Source organism: Curtobacterium sp. ME26, from assembly GCF_903970945.1.
In the GTDB taxonomy this organism is placed as follows: domain Bacteria; phylum Actinomycetota; class Actinomycetes; order Actinomycetales; family Microbacteriaceae; genus Curtobacterium; species Curtobacterium citri.
On record NZ_CAJCKG010000009.1, the window covers coordinates 14138 to 32585 of the forward strand.

The following is an 18448-nucleotide window of genomic DNA, read 5'->3' on the forward strand; positions in this document are numbered from 1 at the left end:
CTACTTGAAGATGATCGTGCGGGCGCCGTCGAGGAGCACGCGGTCCTCGGCGATCCAGCGCACCGCCTGGGTGAGCGTGCGGGACTCCTCGTCCTGGCCGATGGAGACCAGCTCGGCGGGGTCCTTCGTGTGGTCCACGCGGACGACGTTCTGCTCGATGATCGGCCCCTCGTCGAGGTCGCTCGTGACGAAGTGCGCCGTCGCCCCGATGAGCTTCACACCGCGCGCGTGCGCCTGCCGGTACGGGTTCGCGCCCTTGAAGCCGGGCAGGAACGAGTGGTGGATGTTGACCGCGCGGCCCGCGAGCGCGGCGCACAGCTCCGGCGACAGGATCTGCATGTAGCGGGCGAGGACGACGAGCTCGATGTCGTGCTCCTCGACCGCCTCGAGGATGCGCTGCTCCATGGCCTGCTTCGAGGCCGCGTCGGTGACCGGCCGGTGCTCGAACGGCACGGAGTGGAACGCCGCCAGGCCGGCCAGGTCGCCGTGGTTCGACAGGACGAGCGGGACCTCGATCGGCAGCTGCCCGCCGCGCTGGCGGTACAGCAGGTCGTTCAGGCAGTGCCCCGCCTTCGACACGAGCACGAGCGTGCGCATCGGCCGACCCACGACGTCGAGCTGCACCCGGGCGTCGTAGCGCTCGACCACGGGCGCCAGGGCCTGCTCGAAGGTCTCGCGGTCGACGGGTGCCATGACCTGCAGCCGCATGAAGAACGAGTTCGTGTCGGCGCTCGAGAACTGCTGCGACTCGGTGATGTTGCCGTGTGCCGCGACGACGGCTCCGGACACGGCGTGCACGATCCCGGGCTGGTCGTCGCAGACGAGCGTGAGGGTCCAGTGCGTGGGGATCGGGTCGGTCACGGCATCAGGGTACCGGCCCGGGTCGGCACGTTCCGGCGGGCGTCGGGCGGCGGACGGGAGGCGCGGGGTGCGTCCGGTGCGCCGGCCGCCGGTCGCTTCGGAGCGTGGCCGGTGTCGTCAGCGTCGGTGCGCGAGGAGCCGGCGCACGAAGTACACCTCGAGGCAGACCGCGAGCACCGTGACGGCCACCGCCATGCCGACGTACGTCGCACCGCGTCCGGCGTTCACCACCGCGAAGACCGGGGCGGCGATGCAGATGATCCCGCAGATCACGACGTTCCAGACCGCGCCGGCCCTGGTGCTGCTGTCGAACCCGCCGCCGTGCGTCATGCCCGTCACGCTACCGGCGCACGGCGCCGGCGTCCGCCTGCTCAGCGGGCTGCGTCAGGCGGCATCCGCCCGGGCGAGCGCCCGGTCGGCCAGCGTCAGGACGCTGAGGAGCACGGCGATGCCGAGCATCACCCAGCCGAGCACGTGCAGGTCCGGGGTCGTCGGGGCCTGGCCGAACACCCCGCCGATGAGCGACGACGCCGCGATCGCCCCGATGTAGATGCTCGTGCGGGACAGGCCCGCAGCCGTGCCGATGTACTCGGACGGTACGACCTTGTAGAGCGCCGCCTGGTTCGACACCGAGGCGAGGGCCTGCGGCACCCCGAACAGCGCCGGGACGACGATCAGCAGCACGAGCGGCGACCCCGCGTGCAGGAGCAGGAGGAGCCCGGCGCCGAGGAGCGGCGTGAGCGCTGCGACGACGAGGGGCCGGCGGACCGCGGTCTTCCGGGCCACCAGGAACGAGACGACCCCGGCGACGACGGCGGCCGGCAGCTGCAGGTACCCGGCGACGTCGCTCGAGTAGCCCGCGACGTCCTGCACCCACTGCGAGAACCCGTAGGTCATCGTGTAGGCGAGCAGGTACGTCAGGAAGAGCCGGCCGTACGTGCGTGACAGCGCCCCGTTCCGGACGAGCAGCCGCACGTCGACGAACGGCCTCGTCGCCCGGAGCTCCCACAGTACGAGCGCGACGAGGAGCACGATCGCGGTCGCGAGCAGCCACCAGAGCCCGGCGGACAGGTCGAGCAGGAACACCAGGAGCGCCGAGACGGCCCCGGTCATCAGGACCATGCCGAGCGGGTCGAGCGCGGTGCGGACCGGGAGCCGGTCGGCGTCGCGCGGGCGGAGCCGGTCGGACGGCAGCCAGAGCGCCGCGACGACGATGCCGAACACCGCGAGGGGGACGTTCACCAGGAAGATCGCGTGCCACCCGAACGCCGCGATGAGGGCGCCGCCGAGGGGCGGTCCGGCGGCCGCGGACACGAGCGAGGTGATCGAGAGGGCCCCGAGGACCAGGGGCGGTGTCGGCTTCCCGATGCGTGCCGAGTGCTGCCGCAGCGTCGTGAGCGCCGCCGGGTACGCCGACGAGGTCCCGATGCCGATGAGGACCCGCGCGGTGACCGCCCCGCCGAAGCCGGTCAGGAGCTCGGGGACGACGCCGGCGACCCCGACGATGACGAGTCCGGTGAGGAAGACCTTCTTCGGGCCGAACCGGTCGGCGAGCTTGCCCATCGTCGGCTGTGCGATCGCGCTCGCCAGGTACAGCGCGGCGACGAGCCAGATCGCCTGGGAGGCACCGATGCCGAGGTCACGGGAGATCGGCGCGAGGGCCACCGACACCATCGTCGTGTTGATGGGGTTGAGGAGCGGACCGACCAGGACGGGGACGAGGAGCTTCGGGCCGAAGCCGCTGCCGGTGTCCCCGGGGGCGACGGTGGGCGAGGGGGAGGTCGAGGTGGACGTGGTGGGCTTCTTCCCGGGGTCGGAACGGTGCAGGTCGGTCGTGGGTGTGGGTCAGTCGTCGGTCAGCGGCAGGAGGATCGCGAGGGCCCGGGCGACGGCCGCGCGGTCGTCCTCGGGCAGCGCGGACAGCCGGTCGGCGAGCACGCGCGTGCGGGTGGTCCAGGCGTCCTCGCGCGCGCGGGACCCGGCGTCGGTCGCGCGGACGAGCGTGCGGCGGCCGTCGGCGGGGTCCGGTCGGCGGTCGACCAGGCCGAGGTCGACGAGCGCCTGCACGGTCGCACCCATCGACTGCGGGCGGACGCCCTCGGCCCGGGCGAGGTCGGCGACCGTGCTCTCACCGTGACGGAGCAGCCGACCGAGCGCTGCGGTCTGGGATGCGGTGACCTCGTCGGCCTTGCCCGTCAGGAGCGTGCGACGGATGCGCCCGTGCAGGGTCAGCAGGTCGTCGGCGAGCGCGAAGTCCGGTTCCACACCGGTACGGTACGCCTCACCAGGGCAACTTGCAAGGTTGCCTTCTGAAAGCGATCCTCAGCGCTCGTACACCATCCGCCGCTTCGTGACGGTGGCGCCCGCGCGCTCGAACGCCCGCCGCATCGGGACGTTGTCCGCGTCGGTCGTCGCCACGACCCGCGGCTCCCCGGCGGCGGTGTGGACGCGGAGCGCCTCGGCGAGGAGCCCGTCGACGATGCCCTTCCCGCGGTGCTGCGGCAGGACGCCTATGTAGCTGACCGCTGCGTCGTAGGCGGTCCGGGTCGCGAGCACGAAGCCGACGACGAGGCCGTCGTCGTCCTCGGCGATGCGCCAGTCCTCGCGCCGACCGGGCAGGCTGCGGTAGAAGTCGAGGTCGTCGAGCGCGGTGCCGCGCACCCCGAGCTCCGCGACGGTCGCGCGGGTGTGGGCGTCGAGCGACCCGACGGTCACCCGCGCGAACAGGTCGGTGAACTCGTCGTCGTCACCGCCGCGGAACCGGAGGCGCGGCGTCGTGGGCGCGACGGCGGCCGTGGGGTGCTCCCACGCGACGCTGACCCGCTCGGTCGACCGGGCGAGCCCCGCCTGCCGCGCCGCCTCGGTGCGCCAGGCCACCGCCGCGACCGCCTCCGGGTCGTCGTGCCAGTCCACCGCCAGGTCGACGATCCACTCGGGCACGGTGCCGAACGACGCGGTACCCACCCGGATCAGGGCCGCCGCGATCGTCACCCGGTCGTCCTCGTCCGACGGCGCCACCAGGAGGTCGTCCAGGGTCGACGGAGCACCGGCGTCGGCGCCGCCCCACCAGAGCGCCCGACCCACGGGACGGCGGTCGCGCACCGCGAGGAACGACCACTCCGGTCGGTGGTGCCGCAGGGCGGACTCCTGCCGGTACCGCTCCGGACGGGTCCACGAGACCGGAGCCGATGTCGAGAACGCGAGCAGGGCCTCCAGGTCGGCTGCCGTGGACGCCCGGACGCTGACGGTCACCGTGCGGACGTGAGCGTCGTGACCAGGTGCTCCTGCACGTACCCGAGCCAGTCGTAGACGTCGCGGAGTCCGACGCCGGTCGACCCGCCGGACGACGACTCCTCGGTCTCGGCGTCCACGATGCCGAGCCGCTCCGCGATGGTGAGCCGCAGGTCGGTGAGGCAGCGGAGCCACGCCTGCTCGTCCTCGGGCTCGAGCGCGCCGTCACGGGCGCCCGTCAGCCACGCGAGGACGACGCCCGCGTTCGTGGTCTTCTGCGTCAGGAGGTCCGAGCGGGTGTACCGCGCGAACTCCTCGCTCGCCTCGGCGTCCTGCGGGTAGGCGACCGGGAACATGCGCGTCGCGACCGGGTCCTCGTCGAGGTCGCCGCCGAGCACCTGCTGCAGCTGTTCGACCAGGCTCGCCAGCACGGAGCGCTCGCCGGAGGACAGCCCGAGGTGCACGCCGTCCCGACGCCGCACGAACGGGATCACGCGTCCGCTCCGGGGGCACGCTCGACGGTCGCCTGCAGGCCGAACCCGTGCATCGCCTCGACGTGCCGCTCCATCGCCTCACGGGCCCCGGTCGCGACGATCGCCCGACCGTCGACGTGCACCTGGCGCATGAGGCGGTCCGCGTGCTCGCGCCCGAAGCCGAAGTAGCTCTGGAAGACGTACGTCACGTAGGACATGAGGTTGACCGGGTCGTCCCACACCACCGTGCTCCACGGGACGTCGTACCGGGCGCGGAGATCGGTGCGCTCGTCGAGCTCCGGGCTGCTCAGGGTCATGCACCAAGGGTGACACGAACCGGCACGCTCGGTACGATCGACGGGTCGCGACTGGCGTTGGATGGGTCACCATCGGGGAGCGACACCTGACACGGAGCGCTGCCGTACGCCTGGGCAGTGTCCATTCCGAACGACTGGGCAGTGCCCATCCGTCCACCTCGTCGCGTCCGCGCGGCGATCAGACAACGAGGAGTCCCGTGTCCATCACCGATCTGCCCGCTGCGTCCACGCAGCCCACGAACGCCACGCCGACCAGCTTCAACGCCCCCCTCGCCGAGGTCGATCCCGAGATCGCCGCGGTCCTGCAGAACGAGCTCGGTCGCCAGCGCGACACCCTCGAGATGATCGCGTCCGAGAACTTCGTGCCGCGCGCCGTCCTCGAGTCGCAGGGCTCCGTCCTGACGAACAAGTACGCCGAGGGCTACCCGGGGAAGCGCTACTACGGCGGCTGCGAGTTCGTCGACGTCGCCGAGCAGCTCGCCATCGACCGCGCGAAGGCCCTGTTCGGCGCTGCGTACGCGAACGTGCAGCCGCACTCCGGCGCCAGCGCGAACGCCGCCGTCCTGCACGCCATCGCCTCCGCCGGCGACACCATCCTCGGTCTCGAGCTCGCCCACGGCGGCCACCTGACCCACGGCATGAAGCTCAACTTCTCCGGCCGCATCTACAACGCCGTGTCGTACGGCGTCGACCCGGAGACCTTCGAGGTCGACTACGACGACATCCGCGCGAAGGCGATCGAGCACCAGCCGAAGGTCCTCATCGCCGGCTGGTCGGCGTACCCGCGCCAGCTCGACTTCGCGAAGTTCCGCGAGATCGCCGACGAGGTCGGCGCCACGCTCTGGGTCGACATGGCGCACTTCGCCGGGCTCGTCGCCGCGGGCCTGCACCCGTCGCCGCTGCCGCACGCCCACGTCGTCTCGTCGACGGTGCACAAGACGCTCGCCGGTCCCCGTTCGGGCATCATCCTGTCCAACGAGGAGTCGCTCTTCAAGAAGCTGAACTCCGCGGTGTTCCCGGGCCAGCAGGGCGGCCCGCTCATGCACGTGATCGCCGCCAAGGCCACCGCGTTCCTGCTCGCGGCGACGCCCGAGTTCAAGGACCGCCAGGAGCGCACGCTCCGTGGCGCGAAGGCGCTGGCGGACCGGCTCACGCAGGACGACGCGAAGGCCGCCGGCATCGACGTCCTCACCGGTGGCACCGACGTGCACCTGGTGCTCGTCGACCTGCGCGAGTCCGAGGTCGACGGCAAGCAGGCCGAGGACCTCCTGCACGAGGTCGGCATCACCGTGAACCGCAACTCGGTGCCGTTCGACCCGCGCCCGCCGATGGTCACCTCGGGTGTCCGCATCGGCACCTCGGCGCTGGCGACCCGCGGCTTCGGCGACGCCGAGTTCACCGAGGTGGCGGACGTCATCGCGCTGACCCTCATGCCGGAGCCGGACATCGCCGCGCTGTCGGCCCGGGTGAAGGCCCTCACCGACGCGTTCCCGCTCTACGCGTGAGCGGCGCCGTGGCAGACCTGCCGCGAGCGCTCTGGGCGGGGGAGGGCAGTGCCGTCCGCATCGACGGCACCGCCCTCGCCGCCCGCACGCTCGACGACCTGAAGGTCCGCATCGACCGGTTGCACGACCACGGCTTCCGGCCCGGCCTCGGCACGATCATGGTCGGGCAGAACCCGGGTTCGGTGTCGTACGTCGCGGGCAAGCACCGGGACTCGGCGCAGATCGGGCTCGACTCGATCCGCATCGACCTGCCGGAGTCGGCCAGTGCAGCGGACATCCGCGCGGCGATCCTGCAGATGAACGACGACCCCCGGGTCACCGCGTTCATCGTGCAGCTCCCGCTGCCGCAGGGCATCGACCCGATCCCGATGCTCGAGCTGATGAACCCGGCGAAGGACGCCGACGGCCTGCACCCGACCAACCTCGGTGAGCTCGTGCTCGCCGTCCCCGGTGGTGCCGGCACGATCGACGCGCCGCTGCCGTGTACCCCGCGGGGCATCGTCGCGATGCTCGAGGCGTACGAGGTCCCGATCCGGGGTCGGCACGTCACGATCATCGGCCAGGGCCTGACGGTCGGGCGTCCGCTCGGCCTGCTGCTCACCCGGCTCGAGGCCACCGCCACCCTCACCCACTCCCTCACCGAGGACGTCGCCGCCGAGTGCCGTCGCGCCGACATCATCGTCGCGGCGGCCGGGGTCGCGGGACTCGTGCGTCCGGACTGGGTCAAGCCCGGGGCCGCGGTCATCGACGTGGGCATCAGCCGGATCGTCGACGAGACGACCGGCAAGGCGAAGCTCCGTGGTGACGTCGACCCGTCGGTCGCGTCGGTCGCCGGCTTCCTGTCGCCCACGCCGGGCGGCGTCGGCCCGATGACCCGCGCGATGCTCATGAAGAACGTCGTCGAGGCGGCCGAGCGCCACCTGCACTGAGACCGGGACGGTCGCCGCTGGAACGGTCGTCATCAGCCCCGGACGGGAGGCGCGGACCACCCCCGCCACGCGCCTCCCGTGGTGCTACGGTCACCCCATGGGGGAGACGCAGACGGTCCTGGCCGCTCCGGTGATGGCGCCCGAGGGGCGCCGGTTCCGGCCACGAGCCTGGGGGCTCGTGCTCATCGGCGTGGTCGCCGTCCTGACCTCCGGCACGACGATGTGGAGCGTGTCCTCCGGGTACGGCGGGGTCGACGCCGATGGCGGGTGGACCGACGGCGCGGGCAACCCCGTCACGACCGCGCCGCCCACCGTCGACGTCGTGGCGCACACGGCACCGGCAGCGCTCGCGGTCCTGTTGCTCGTGGTCGTCGTCGGCGTGGTCGTCCCGCCGACGCTCGCTCGTCGCGGACGTCCTGCGCTCGGCGAGGCGGTGCGCTGGGGGGCGTACGCGGCGGTCCTCGTGGTCGTCGTCGCCGGCACGCTGGTCTACACGGTGTGGCAGGGCGACGTCGTCGTGGACCAGGTCCATCGGCAGGTGCTCGAACCGCACGGCTTCCCGTGGGGCGGCGTCACCGTCACCACCGGGCACATGACGCGATGACGGTCAGCGCCGAGGGCGCGCCCCGCGAGTCCCTCTTCACCCGCGACGCCCGCAAGCTCGTGTGGATCACCCTGCTCTGCCTGTTCCTGCAGGTGCTCGCGCAGAACTGGACGGCCGGACCACCCCTCCCCGGCAGCACGGACGACGTCTCGCTCGGGTGGGTGACGTTCCAGGCGCGGCCGTGGATCGGCTGGACCGTCCTCACCGTCGGGTCCGCGGTCGCGGGCTTCGTCGTCGGGGTCGCCCGTCGCGGCGCCCGACGCTGGGACCAGGACCGCGTGCTGGCGCTCGGGCTCGGCGGCGTGATCGGTGTGACGGCGCTCGTCTGGGTGCTGTTCCTCGTGCAGTACGAGTGGGCGTTCTGGGCGGTGGACCACGGCGTGCTCCACCCGTTCATGCTCGGCGACGTGTCGATCACCGTCGAGTACCCGTCGCACGACGGCTGACGGGCGCCCGTGCCTCGGACGCTCGCGGGCGACCGGCACGGATCGAACCACGGATCCGACGTCGAACCAGCCTCGGGGAGTGGTTCGACGTCGGATCCGTGGTTCGACATGCGAACGCCAGCGGACCAGCGCGCGCAGCGCGTCAGTCGCGTCGGGCGCCCTGCGCGGCGTGCACCGTGAACACGGTGGGCTCGCGGTACCCGGCCGCAGCGAAGGCGGACGTGACGGCCGTCGTGATCGCGTCACGGGCCTCCCGGTCGACCAGCGCGATCGCCGCACCACCGAAGCCGCCACCGGTCATCCGGGCACCGACGGCGCCGTGCTCGAGGGCGGTCGACACCGCGAGGTCGAGCTCCGGCACCGAGATCTCGAAGTCGTCGCGCATCGACGCGTGCGAGGCGACGAGCAGGTCACCGATCGCGCGCGGCCCCTGCTCGCGGAGCGTGCGGACGGTGTCGAGGACCCGCTGGTCCTCGGTGACGATGTGCCGCACACGGCGGAAGGTCTCGTCGTCGAGCAGCTCCTGGGCGCGGGGCAGGTCGTCGACGGACACGTCGCGGAGCGCCTCGACGCCGAGCACCTGCGCGCCCCGCTCGCACGAGTCCCGACGGGCCTTGTAGCCGCCGGTGGCGTGGGCGTGCTCGACGCGGGTGTCGATGACCAGGACCTCGAGCCCGTTCGCCTCGAGCGCCAGGTCGACCACGGCGGTGTCGAGCGTCCGGCAGTCGAGGAACACGACCGCGTCCTCCTCACCGAGGAGCGACGCGGACTGGTCCATGATCCCGGTCGGGGCGCCGACGGCGTGGTTCTCGGAGTACTGCCCGACGCGGGCCAGCGTCTTCCGGTCGAGGTCGAGCTCCCACAGGTCGGTGAACGCCAGCGCGACGCCGCACTCGATCGCGGCGCTCGACGACAGGCCCGCGCCGACCGGGACGTCCGACTCGATGAAGACGTCGAGCCCGGTCTTGTCGGACAGGTCGGCTCCGGCCTGCTCGCGGAGCGCCCAGGCGATGCCGAAGACGTAGGCGGACCACCCCTGCATGCGCGACGGGTCCAGCTCGTCGAGCGAGAGCTCGTGGACTGCGTCCGGCTCGAACGCCGATGCGACGCGGATCAGCCGGTCGTCGCGCTGCCCGATCGAGGCGACCGTGCGCCGGTCGATCGCGAACGGCAGGACGTAGCCGTCGTTGTAGTCGGTGTGCTCGCCGATCAGGTTGACGCGACCGGGGGCGGAGTACCGCACCGCCGGCTCGTACCCGTACACCTGCTGGAACGTCATGCGCGTTCGATCCCTCCTCGGATGAACTCGGCCGCCTTCTCGGGCACGAGGTCCCCGATCCAGGCGCCCATGGCGGCCTCGCTGCCGGCCAGGAACTTGAGCTTGTCCGCCGCGCGGCGCGGGGACGTGATCTGCAGCATGAGCCGCACCGTGTCGCGCGCGGTGTGCACCGGCGCCTGGTGCCACGCCGCGATGTACGGCGTCGGGGTGTCGTAGAGCGCTTCGAGCCCGCGGGTGAGCCGCAGGTGCATGTGCGCGAGCTCGTCCTTCTCGGCCTCGGTCAGGCCCGCGAAGTCGGGGACGTGCCGGTGCGGCAGCATGTGGATCTCGATGGGCCAGCGCGCAGCGAACGGCACGAACGCGGTGAAGTGCTCGCCCTGCAGGACCACGCGCTCGGAGGCCCGCTCGTTCGCGAGGTGCTGCTCGAACAGGTCCGGACCGAAGCGCTCGATCGACGCGAGCAGGCGCTGTGTGCGGGGCGTGACGTACGGGTACGAGTAGATCTGCCCGTGCGGGTGGTGCAGGGTGACGCCGATCGCCTCGCCGCGGTTCTCGAACGGGAACACCTGCTGGATGCCGGGCAGCGCGGACAACGCGGCGGTGCGGTCCGCCCACGCCTCGACCACGGTGCGAGCGCGGGACTCGGAGATCGAGGCGAACGAGCCGCTCGTCTCGGGGGAGAAGCACACGACCTCGCAGCGGCCGACGCTCCGGAGCTGGCGGTTCAGGCCGACGTCGGACAGCGAGTCGAGCGACTCCGGGGCGTCCTCGGCCTCGAGCAACGGGCCGAAGGACGGCGAGCGGTTCTCGAACACCGCGACGTCGTAGCGGCTCGGGATCTCGGACGGGTTCGCCGCGGTCTGCGGTGCGAGCGGGTCCTGGTCGGCCGGGGGCAGGAACACGCGGTTCTGCCGGCTCGACGCGATGGACACCCACTCGCCGGTCAGGACGTCCTGCCGCATCCGCGCGGTCTCGGGCCGGGGGTCGAGGACGCGCTCGTCGATGCTGCGCTCGGCGGGCAGCTGCGTGTCGGCGTCGTCGAAGTAGATGAGCTCGCGGCCGTCGGCGAGCGTCGTCACGCGCTTGGTGATCACCGCACGAGCCTAGCGCGTCCGTGAAGCGTTGCGAAAGCCTCCGCAAGTGCGCGAAACTCGTCCCGTGCGCGACGACGACCTCTTCCTGGCAGGCTCGCTGCCCGCGCCCCTCCGACAGGACCGGATCGTGTCCATCGTCGAGGGAGCCCCCGGTCTCGTCCGCACCGCGGCGCTGGCCGCCGCGCTCGGCACGAGCGAGGTGACGGTCCGGCAGGACCTCGCGACGCTCGGACTGGAGGCCCGCATCCGCCGGGTGCGCGGCGGTGCCGTCCGCCTCGGGGCCGGCTCCGGCGAGCGTCCGCTCGAGGAGACCGCCGTCGAGCACCAGGTGGCCAAGGCCGCGATCGGGCGCGCCGCGGCGGACCTCGTCCGCTCCGGACAGTGCGTGGTGCTGGACGTCGGCACGACGCCGGCCGCCGTGGCGTCGGCCCTGGTCGCGCGCGAGGACCTGACCGACGTCACCGTCGTCACCAACTCGCTCACGACGGCGCTCGCCCTGGAACCGGCCGTCCCACGCTTCACGGTGGTCGTCACGGGCGGCACCCTGCGCCCGCTCCAGCACTCCCTCGTCGCACCGTTCATGGGTGCCGTCCTGCCCGCGATCGCCGCCGACCTGGCGTTCATCAGCGGGACCGGGCTCGACGTCGAGCACGGGCTCACCAACGTGAACCTGCCCGAGACCGAGGCGAAGCGGATGCTCGCCGCGACCGCCGGGCGTACGGTCGTGGTGGCGGACGGCTCGAAGTTCGGCCGGGCACACCGAGGCCGCGTCCGCCCGCTCGAGGACATCGACGTCGTCGTCACCGCAGGGGTCACCGCGGACGCGGTCGCCCCGATCCGGGCGGCCGGGGTCGAGGTCGTGGTGGCCGACGGTGCACAGGACGACGAAGCAGCACGGAAGGACGGGACCGCATGACCGCAGCAGCACCCACCGGAGGGCAGTACCACCTCCGTCACGCCGGACCGGACGGCGTCGTCGAGGCCGTCGTCACCGAGGTCGCCGCGGGCATCCGGGAGCTCCGGGTCGCCGGCTTCGACCTGACCGAGCCGTTCCCCGTGACCACGCTCCCGCCGGGCGCGGACGGCATCGTGCTCGTCCCGTGGCCGAACCGCGTCGCCGGTGCCGTGTGGGAGCTCGACGGGAAGCGCCAGCAGCTCGACGTGACCGAGCCGAAGTACGGCAACGCCTCGCACGGCCTGCTCCGGTTTTCGCCCTACCGCGTGGTCGAGCAGACCGGGTCGGGCATCGTGCAGCAGGCGACGATCCACCCGCAGCACGGTTGGCCGTTCACGCTCGAGACCCGCGTGCACCACGAGCTCGTCGAGGACGGCATCCGCGTGACGCACACGATCGTCAACCGGTCCGGCGTCCGCGCGCCGTTCGCCGTCGGTGCGCACCCGTACCTGCGCGCTGGGGACACCCCGGTGGAGGACCTCGTCGTGACGCTCGACGCGGCGACGGCCTTCACCGTCGACGAGCACAAGATCCCCGACGGCACGGTCCCGGTCGAGGGCACGCCGTACGACCTTCGGGGCGGGCAGCGGGCCGGGGACGCCGACCTCGACACCGCGTACCGCGACGTCACGCCCGACGCGGACGGTGTGCGACGGACGGCGCTGCACGGCCCCGAGGGCGACGGCGTCGAGCTCTGGCAGGACGCGTCGTTCCCGTACGTGCAGGTCTTCACCTCGCGGGAGTTCCCCCGTGGCGACGGCACCGGACTCGCCGTGGCGGTCGAGCCCATGACGGCGCCCGCGAACGCGCTCAACTCCGGCGAGGGGCTCCGGTGGCTCGAGCCGGACGAGTCGTGGACGGGTACCTGGGGCATCCGCCGCGTCTGGTCCTGACCGACCGCTGCGGATCCGAGGCGCTCAGGCGCGGCGCATCCGGAGTGCCTCGACCGCGAGGGACTCGGTGCCGTAGCGGCCGATCTCCTGCGCCCAAGCCGGGTCGTCACCACGGAGGGCGACGTACGCCTTGCCCTGTCGGCAGACGTAGCCGAGCACGGTCGTGGCCGTCGCGACCTCGAGGAAGTCCGTGCGGATGTGCCGCGTCGTGACGCGGGCGTTGCGGCGGAGGGTGTCGAGGAGGAGCTGGTTGCTCATCGTGGTGTTCGTCGCTGCTGCGAGCTCCACGATGCGGCGCGCGTCACCGGTGGTGCTGGCCTGCGTGGCGTCGATGGGCTCGGTCACGGTGTACCCCGTCCGTTCTGTCGTCGTGCGTTCGTGCTCGGTCCGCTGATCGGGACCGGGCACGACACTATCGGCGCAGGGCCAACAGTCCGCTGAACGGCGACTGAACTGTGCACAAGACGCGCCATGAACCTGCTGAGGACGACTTGTACCCCGCTCAGCGCTCGACGTCGGCGCACGAGAGGGTGGTCGTCCACGGCGCCCGGTCTGGGCTCTGGCGCAGGTCGACGCTCGTGGCTCCCGGCAGTGCCCAGGAGGCCGCCGTCGCGACGACCAGGACGACCACCGCGACGAGCCAGGGGAGCACCCGATGCAGCGTCGGAGGAAGAGCGCGCATGTGGGCCCCGTGGGGCTCGAACCCACGACCCTCGGATTAAAAGTCCGGTGCTCTACCGACTGAGCTAGAGGCCCTCACCCTCAGGCTAGCGGTTGGTGCCCCACGTGCGGGACCGGGTGTGCCTCAGCTCCGGCGCCCGGTCAGGGCACGCACGATCCACGCGACGAGCGCGACGACGAACAGCACGATCCCGACGAACAGCAGGAGCTTCAGGCTCGCGACGATGCCGCCGATGAACAGCAGGACGACCGCGACGACCGCCAGGACCACGAGCAGGGCGTTCATGGGGTGACCTCTTCCTCACTCCGGGTTCCTCACGTCGGGGAGGGACCGCCTCCCCGCCCGAGCACGGTACGCGGAGGGTCGGGGTTGCGTCCAGGGCGAACGGGGGGCGCGCGCGTCGGCGGCCGTGCCTACACTCGCCGGGTGCCTCGCGATCACCACCGCCCCGTCCACTTCACCGACAAGGAGTTCGCCGCGATCCAGGGCGGCGACGACCCGGCGCTGGTGAACCGCGTCGCGCACGAGACCGCGAACGCCCTGCTGCACCGCGTGCGGGAGGACCCGGACCCTGCGGTGGTCGAGCGCCTGGTGACCTACACGGACGTGCACGGCATCGACGCGATCGCCGAGCTCTGGGCGCGCGTGGGGGCGCACACCCTGCCGGGCGCCCTGTGGCGCATCTACCTCGTCCGCGTCGTCATCCGGCAGAACCCGGAGGAGATCGCGTACTTCTTCGAGCGCGGCACGGAGCGGATCGGCACGATCGACGAGGCCGTCGCGGGCGCCGAGCAGCCGACGGGTCCGGCGGAGATCCTCACGCTCGCGGACCGCATCCTGCACGGCCTGTACACGGGCGACCTCGCGGTGGCACTCGACCGCGGAGCGGCGTTCTGCCGGCTGACCGCGGCGGGCGCGACGTCGGTCGCCGACGACGCCGACCTGACGGCGGGACCGCGTGCGAGCGAGCTGACCCGGCGCGCACTCCGGCTCACGGAACTCGCCGCGGACCTCACCGAGGCGGCGGCGCTCTGGCGTCGCGACAGCCTGGACTGACTCGAGCGCGCTGCCGCAACCGACTGCGCTGACGCGACCGCGGACGCGTCCGCCCGGACAGGCAGGACACCGCCCGGACAGCAGAAGACCGGGCCGCAGAAGCGCCTCTCGGCGCGAGGCCGCTCGAAGCGGCGAATTTTGGAGCCCGGGGCTTGCTGCGGCCCGGCGACATCCATCGTACGAGACGCTCGCTGGACGAGCGACCGTGTTCACTCTCGGTGGACACGATGCGCGGCCGGGCGTGCCCCGACGCCCCCGGCGTGCCCCGACGGCCGTGTCCGGGACGAGCGTTCGTCGCAGCTGCTCCCAATCCGTTCAGGGGACGGTGCCGAAGAGAGGGTGTGACGCTCCTCGCGGACGTCACAGTGAGGGCCAGCGTGACCCGGTCCGGTACCCGCCGGTCAATTCCCTGCGGGTCGCGCTGCCCTCGCCCACGTACCCGCCGCGAGGACCCGACCACCCGAACCCGACCCTGCGAAGTGAACGCGTGTGTCGACCCTGATGCCACCGAGAGGGGGGAAACCTGCAATGCTAGCGCTCGTGGAACATGACACCGAGGCCTGGCGCTCCGACGAGCCCGCACCCGTGTCGCCCGACGACCTGCTCGCCCGCGTCGCCACCGGCGACCAGCCTGCCTTCTCCGAACTCTACGACGCCCTGTCCGGCCGCGTGCTCGGACTCGTGATCCGGCTCCTCAAGGACCGGGCGCAGTCCGAGGAGGTCACGCAGGAGGTCTTCCTCGAGGTCTGGCAGCAGGCCACCCGGTTCGACCGCTCCCGCGGGACCGCCGCAAGCTGGGTGCTCACCATGGCCCACCGACGGGCGGTCGACCGGATCCGGGCGTCGCAGGCGTCGCACGACCGGGACACCCGGATCGGGATCCGCGACCTCGAGGCCGGTTTCGACCAGGTGTCGGAGTCGGTCGAGATCCGGATCGAGCACGAACGCGTCAGTCGGGCGCTCGGCAAGCTGACCGAGTTCCAACGGCAGGCCGTGCAGCTCGCGTACTACGGCGGCTACTCGCACAGCGAGATGGCCGAACGGCTCGGTGTCCCGATCGGCACCGTCAAGACCCGTCTCCGTGACGGGATGATCCGACTCCGAGACGAGATGGGAGTGACGTCATGAACACCCGACACGACGACCCCGCCCTGCTCACCGGGTCGCACGCACTGGACGCCCTCTCGGACGACGAGCGCGCGCTGCTCGAGTACGCACTCACGACGTCGCCCGAGCTGCAGGCCGAGGCGGACTCGCTCCGCGAGACCGCGCTGCAGCTGGCCTACGCCGTCGAACCGATCGAGCCGCCGTCGTCGCTGAAGACGTCGCTGATGGCCCAGATCGCCCGGACCCCGCAGGCGGCCCCGGTCGCCGAGCAGATCGCTCCGGCGTCCGACCTCGGCACCGACGCTCCGGTCACCGGCCTGGAGGCCCCGGCCGAGCCCGTCACGTCCCTCGCCTCGTCCGCTCCCACGGCTCCGGTCGAGGGTCGCGCCGCAGCGACGGCTCGCCGCCGCTGGTTCCAGCGCCCGGCCGCCGCACTCGCGGCGTCGGCCGCCGTCGCCGTCGTGTTCCTCGGCGTCGGGCTCGGCGTCGGGACGAACTTCGGCCAGTCCGAGGGCACCGGCCCGGGCACCACGCAGGCCTCCGGCACGCTCGACTCGATCTACGCCGCGGCGGACTTCCAGCGCTCGACCGCGAAGGTCGCCGGCGGCGGTTCGGCCACGGTCGTCTGGTCGCACGACGTCGGACGCTCGGCGGTGATCCTCGACGGTGTCGAGCAGGCGCCCGAGGGCAAGACCTACGAGCTCTGGTACATCGGCAGCGAGGGCGGGAAGATCGTCCCGGCCGGCCTGGTCGACGGTGCCCGCAACGGGGTGCACACGGCGGTCCTCGACGGACAGCTGGCGCAGGGCGCGACCATCGGCATGACGGTCGAGCCCGAGGGCGGCTCCGACCAGCCGACCACGACGCCGATCATGGCGGTCCCGACCACGCAGGCCTAGCAGCACAGCACAGCACGACACGGGCGGGCAGCGGAGCATCCGCTGCCCGCCCGTCGTCGTCGGTGGGCGTGCCGTGCCAGCCGAAGCGTCGTACCGGCAGACGCGTCCCACCAGCAGACGCAGCGAGGCCCGGTGCCGTCCGTGGCGGACGTGCACCGGGCCTACAGGCCGACCGTCAGGCGACGGTCCGACGGCAGATCAACCGAAGCGACCCGAGACGTAGTCCTCGGTCGCCTGCACCGACGGGTTCGAGAACATCGTCGCCGTGTCGTCGAACTCGATGAGCTTGCCGGGTGCACCGGTGCCCGCGATGTTGAAGAAGGCGGTCTTGTCGCTGACGCGCGACGCCTGCTGCATGTTGTGCGTGACGATGACGATCGTGAAGTCCTTCTTGAGCTCCTCGATCAGGTCCTCGATCGCGAGCGTCGAGATCGGGTCGAGCGCCGAGCACGGCTCGTCCATGAGCAGGACGTCCGGCTGCACCGCGATCGCGCGCGCGATGCAGAGACGCTGCTGCTGACCGCCGGACAGGCCCATGCCGGGCTTCTCGAGGCGGTCCTTGACCTCGTTCCAGAGGTTCGCGCCCTGCAGCGAGCGCTCGACGATGTCGTCGGACTCGGACTTCGACATGCGCTTGTTGTTGAGCTTCACACCGGCCAGCACGTTGTCGCGGATGGACATCGTGGGGAACGGGTTCGGGCGCTGGAACACCATGCCGACCTGACGGCGGACGAGCACCGGGTCGACCCCGGCGCCGTACAGGTCGTCGCCGTCGATCTTGACCGAGCCCTCGACGTAGGCGCCGGGGATGACCTCGTGCATGCGGTTGAGCGTGCGGAGGAAGGTGGACTTGCCGCAGCCCGACGGGCCGATGAAGGCGGTGACGGTGCGGGGCTCGATCGTCATGTCGACGCCCTCGACGGCCTTGAACTTCGAGTAGTAGACGTTGAGGCCGTCGACCTCGATGCGCTTGGACACGTGGTTTCCTTCGGGGTGGGGTGGTCTGACCGTGCGTGCTCGGCGCTAGCGCGGGAGCCGGGGGGCGAAGAGGCGGGTGATGAAGCGGGCGAGCAGGTTGAGCACCATCACGATGAGGATGAGCACGAGCGCAGCCGTCCAGGCCCGGTCGACGAACGGTACCGGGTTGGCGCCCTGCTGCGAGTACTGCGTGTAGGCGAACACCGGCAGGGTCATCATCGGGTTCTTGAACAGGTCGTAGTTCATGCTCGCGGTGAAGCCGGCGGTGACGAGCAGCGGCGCGGTCTCACCGATGACGCGGGCGATCGAGAGCATGACGCCCGTGGTGATGCCGGCGAGGCTGGTCGGCAGGACCACCTTGAGGATCGTCAGGTACTTCGGGACGCCGAGGGCGTACGAGGCCTCGCGGAGCTCCATCGGGACGATCTTCAGGACCTCCTCGGTGGAGCGGACGACCACGGGGATCATCAGCACGCTCAGGGCGATGGAGCCGACGAGGCCGAAGCGGGCGCCCGGGCCGAGGAAGAGCGCGAAGAGCGAGTATGCGAAGAGGCCCGCGACGATCGAGGGGATGCCGGTCATGACGTCGACGAAGAACGTGATGCCCTTCGCCAGGGCGCCCTTGCCGTACTCGACGAGGTAGATCGAGGTGAGGAGGCCGATCGGCACCGAGATGAGCGCCGCGAAGAGCGTGATCTCGAGCGTGCCGATGAGGGCGTGCAGGGCCCCGCCGCCCTCGGAGATGACGCCGCGCATCGAGGAGCTGAAGTACGTGGCGTCGAAGCGGGCGACACCGTCGGCGACCACGGTCCAGAGGAGCGACACCAGCGGCAGGACGGCGACGACGAAGGCCGTGGCGACCAGCGACGTCACGAGGCGGTCGACCGCCTTGCGGCCGCCCTCGACGATGCGCGAGACGACGACGATGAGCACGTCGAAGAGGACCGTGCCGAGGAACAGGGCCGCGACGACGTTGAAGTCACGGACGGCACCGCCCGCGTTGAGCAGGGCGAAGACCGCGATCAGCGCGACCCACGAGCCGATGAGGAGCAGCCACGGCACGGACTTGTGCAGCTTGCCGTTGGCGTAGACGTTGCCGGCGACGCCGGTCTGACGGAGAGCGAGGGACATCGGGGCGC

Annotated in this window: 23 protein-coding genes, 1 tRNA gene and 1 riboswitch; of the genes, 9 read left to right on the forward strand and 15 right to left on the reverse strand. The window is 71.9% G+C overall.

Going from position 1 to position 18448, the window contains the following annotated elements; genetic code table 11:
- The 7 genes from purU to clpS form a co-directional block, all read right to left on the reverse strand.
- Nucleotides 1-861: a formyltetrahydrofolate deformylase gene (purU, locus tag H7A69_RS05390; protein WP_259346100.1), complete on the reverse strand. Its 861-nt coding sequence runs from the start codon at nt 859-861 to the stop codon at nt 1-3.
- Nucleotides 862-978: 117 nt separating this feature from the next.
- Nucleotides 979-1191, reverse strand: coding sequence for a hypothetical protein (locus H7A69_RS05395; RefSeq protein WP_141719001.1), 213 nt, complete (start codon nt 1189-1191; stop codon nt 979-981).
- A gap of 54 nt (nt 1192-1245) precedes the next feature.
- A complete protein-coding gene (locus H7A69_RS05400) occupies nt 1246-2688 on the reverse strand; it encodes an MFS transporter (RefSeq protein WP_310648880.1) in 1443 nt (480 codons plus the stop codon).
- An 18-nt stretch (nt 2689-2706) separates the two neighbouring features.
- Entirely contained in the window at nt 2707-3126 is a 420-nt protein-coding gene (locus tag H7A69_RS05405; protein ID WP_182046131.1) for a MarR family winged helix-turn-helix transcriptional regulator, read from the reverse strand.
- Between the two features lie 57 nt (nt 3127-3183).
- Nucleotides 3184-4113: a GNAT family N-acetyltransferase gene (locus tag H7A69_RS05410; protein WP_182046132.1), complete on the reverse strand. Its 930-nt coding sequence runs from the start codon at nt 4111-4113 to the stop codon at nt 3184-3186.
- Entirely contained in the window at nt 4110-4586 is a 477-nt protein-coding gene (locus H7A69_RS05415) for a DUF2017 family protein (protein ID WP_069713276.1), read from the reverse strand. Before H7A69_RS05415 ends, H7A69_RS05410 begins: the two co-directional genes overlap by 4 nt.
- Nucleotides 4583-4882, reverse strand: a complete 300-nt coding sequence (clpS, locus tag H7A69_RS05420) for an ATP-dependent Clp protease adapter ClpS (RefSeq protein ID WP_182046133.1) — start codon at nt 4880-4882, stop codon at nt 4583-4585. The genes H7A69_RS05415 and clpS overlap by 4 nt, the downstream gene beginning before the upstream one ends.
- A gap of 37 nt (nt 4883-4919) precedes the next feature.
- Nucleotides 4920-5005: riboswitch (ZMP/ZTP riboswitch) on the forward strand.
- Nucleotides 5006-5079: 74 nt separating this feature from the next.
- Here clpS and glyA point away from each other — a divergent pair.
- The 4 genes from glyA (at nt 5080) to H7A69_RS05440 (ending at nt 8366) form a co-directional block, all read left to right on the forward strand.
- Entirely contained in the window at nt 5080-6387 is a 1308-nt protein-coding gene (glyA, locus tag H7A69_RS05425; RefSeq protein ID WP_411469349.1) for a serine hydroxymethyltransferase, read from the forward strand.
- A complete protein-coding gene (locus H7A69_RS05430; RefSeq protein WP_259346101.1) occupies nt 6384-7316 on the forward strand; it encodes a tetrahydrofolate dehydrogenase/cyclohydrolase catalytic domain-containing protein in 933 nt (310 codons plus the stop codon). Before glyA ends, H7A69_RS05430 begins: the two co-directional genes overlap by 4 nt.
- 97 nt (nt 7317-7413) lie before the next feature.
- Nucleotides 7414-7920, forward strand: a complete 507-nt coding sequence (locus H7A69_RS05435) for a hypothetical protein (protein ID WP_182046134.1) — start codon at nt 7414-7416, stop codon at nt 7918-7920.
- Nucleotides 7917-8366 carry a hypothetical protein gene (locus H7A69_RS05440; protein ID WP_182046135.1) on the forward strand — a complete coding sequence of 150 codons (450 nt, stop codon included), beginning with the start codon at nt 7917-7919 and terminating at the stop codon, nt 8364-8366. The genes H7A69_RS05435 and H7A69_RS05440 overlap by 4 nt, the downstream gene beginning before the upstream one ends.
- Before the next feature lie 142 nt (nt 8367-8508).
- Here H7A69_RS05440 and galK read toward each other — a convergent pair whose 3' ends face one another.
- Both galK and galT read right to left on the reverse strand, forming a co-directional pair.
- Nucleotides 8509-9645, reverse strand: a complete 1137-nt coding sequence (gene galK / locus H7A69_RS05445; RefSeq protein WP_182046136.1) for a galactokinase — start codon at nt 9643-9645, stop codon at nt 8509-8511.
- Nucleotides 9642-10739 carry a galactose-1-phosphate uridylyltransferase gene (galT, locus tag H7A69_RS05450; protein WP_182046137.1) on the reverse strand — a complete coding sequence of 366 codons (1098 nt, stop codon included), beginning with the start codon at nt 10737-10739 and terminating at the stop codon, nt 9642-9644. Before galT ends, galK begins: the two co-directional genes overlap by 4 nt.
- Nucleotides 10740-10803: 64 nt before the next feature.
- On the opposite strand from galT, the gene H7A69_RS05455 reads away from it, so the two are divergent.
- Nucleotides 10804-11655: a DeoR/GlpR family DNA-binding transcription regulator gene (locus tag H7A69_RS05455; protein WP_182046138.1), complete on the forward strand. Its 852-nt coding sequence runs from the start codon at nt 10804-10806 to the stop codon at nt 11653-11655.
- Nucleotides 11652-12587, forward strand: a complete 936-nt coding sequence (locus tag H7A69_RS05460; protein WP_182046139.1) for an aldose 1-epimerase family protein — start codon at nt 11652-11654, stop codon at nt 12585-12587. Before H7A69_RS05455 ends, H7A69_RS05460 begins: the two co-directional genes overlap by 4 nt.
- A gap of 24 nt (nt 12588-12611) precedes the next feature.
- Here the strand turns inward: H7A69_RS05460 and H7A69_RS05465 are convergent, their stop codons facing one another.
- The 4 genes from H7A69_RS05465 to H7A69_RS05480 all read right to left on the reverse strand — a co-directional run bounded on the left by H7A69_RS05465 (nt 12612) and on the right by H7A69_RS05480 (nt 13554).
- A complete protein-coding gene (locus H7A69_RS05465; RefSeq protein ID WP_069713283.1) occupies nt 12612-12932 on the reverse strand; it encodes a hypothetical protein in 321 nt (106 codons plus the stop codon).
- Between the two features lie 157 nt (nt 12933-13089).
- Complete coding sequence (locus H7A69_RS05470; protein WP_182046140.1) at nt 13090-13239, reverse strand: hypothetical protein; 150 nt, start codon at nt 13237-13239, stop codon at nt 13090-13092.
- A 31-nt stretch (nt 13240-13270) separates the two neighbouring features.
- Nucleotides 13271-13343: transfer RNA gene (locus H7A69_RS05475), tRNA-Lys, on the reverse strand.
- Between the two features lie 49 nt (nt 13344-13392).
- The gene (locus H7A69_RS05480; RefSeq protein ID WP_182046141.1) at nt 13393-13554 is read right to left on the reverse strand and encodes a hypothetical protein; all 162 of its coding nucleotides are present in this window, start codon (nt 13552-13554) and stop codon (nt 13393-13395) included.
- A gap of 141 nt (nt 13555-13695) precedes the next feature.
- Here H7A69_RS05480 and H7A69_RS05485 point away from each other — a divergent pair, with 141 nt between their 5' ends.
- The 3 genes from H7A69_RS05485 (at nt 13696) to H7A69_RS05495 (ending at nt 16331) form a co-directional block, all read left to right on the forward strand.
- Nucleotides 13696-14325: a DNA-directed RNA polymerase subunit beta gene (locus H7A69_RS05485; protein WP_182046142.1), complete on the forward strand. Its 630-nt coding sequence runs from the start codon at nt 13696-13698 to the stop codon at nt 14323-14325.
- Between the two features lie 528 nt (nt 14326-14853).
- Nucleotides 14854-15453, forward strand: coding sequence for an ECF RNA polymerase sigma factor SigK (gene sigK / locus H7A69_RS05490; RefSeq protein WP_069713285.1), 600 nt, complete (start codon nt 14854-14856; stop codon nt 15451-15453).
- Complete coding sequence (locus H7A69_RS05495) at nt 15450-16331, forward strand: anti-sigma factor domain-containing protein (RefSeq protein WP_182046143.1); 882 nt, start codon at nt 15450-15452, stop codon at nt 16329-16331. The genes sigK and H7A69_RS05495 overlap by 4 nt, the downstream gene beginning before the upstream one ends.
- 198 nt (nt 16332-16529) lie before the next feature.
- On the opposite strand, the gene pstB is transcribed toward H7A69_RS05495, so the two are convergent.
- On the reverse strand, nt 16530-17309 hold the full coding sequence (pstB, locus tag H7A69_RS05500) for a phosphate ABC transporter ATP-binding protein PstB (protein WP_182046144.1): 780 nt from the start codon (nt 17307-17309) through the stop codon (nt 16530-16532).
- 45 nt (nt 17310-17354) lie between these two features.
- A complete protein-coding gene (gene pstA / locus H7A69_RS05505; RefSeq protein ID WP_182046145.1) occupies nt 17355-18440 on the reverse strand; it encodes a phosphate ABC transporter permease PstA in 1086 nt (361 codons plus the stop codon).
- Between the last annotated feature and the right edge of the window lie 8 nt (nt 18441-18448).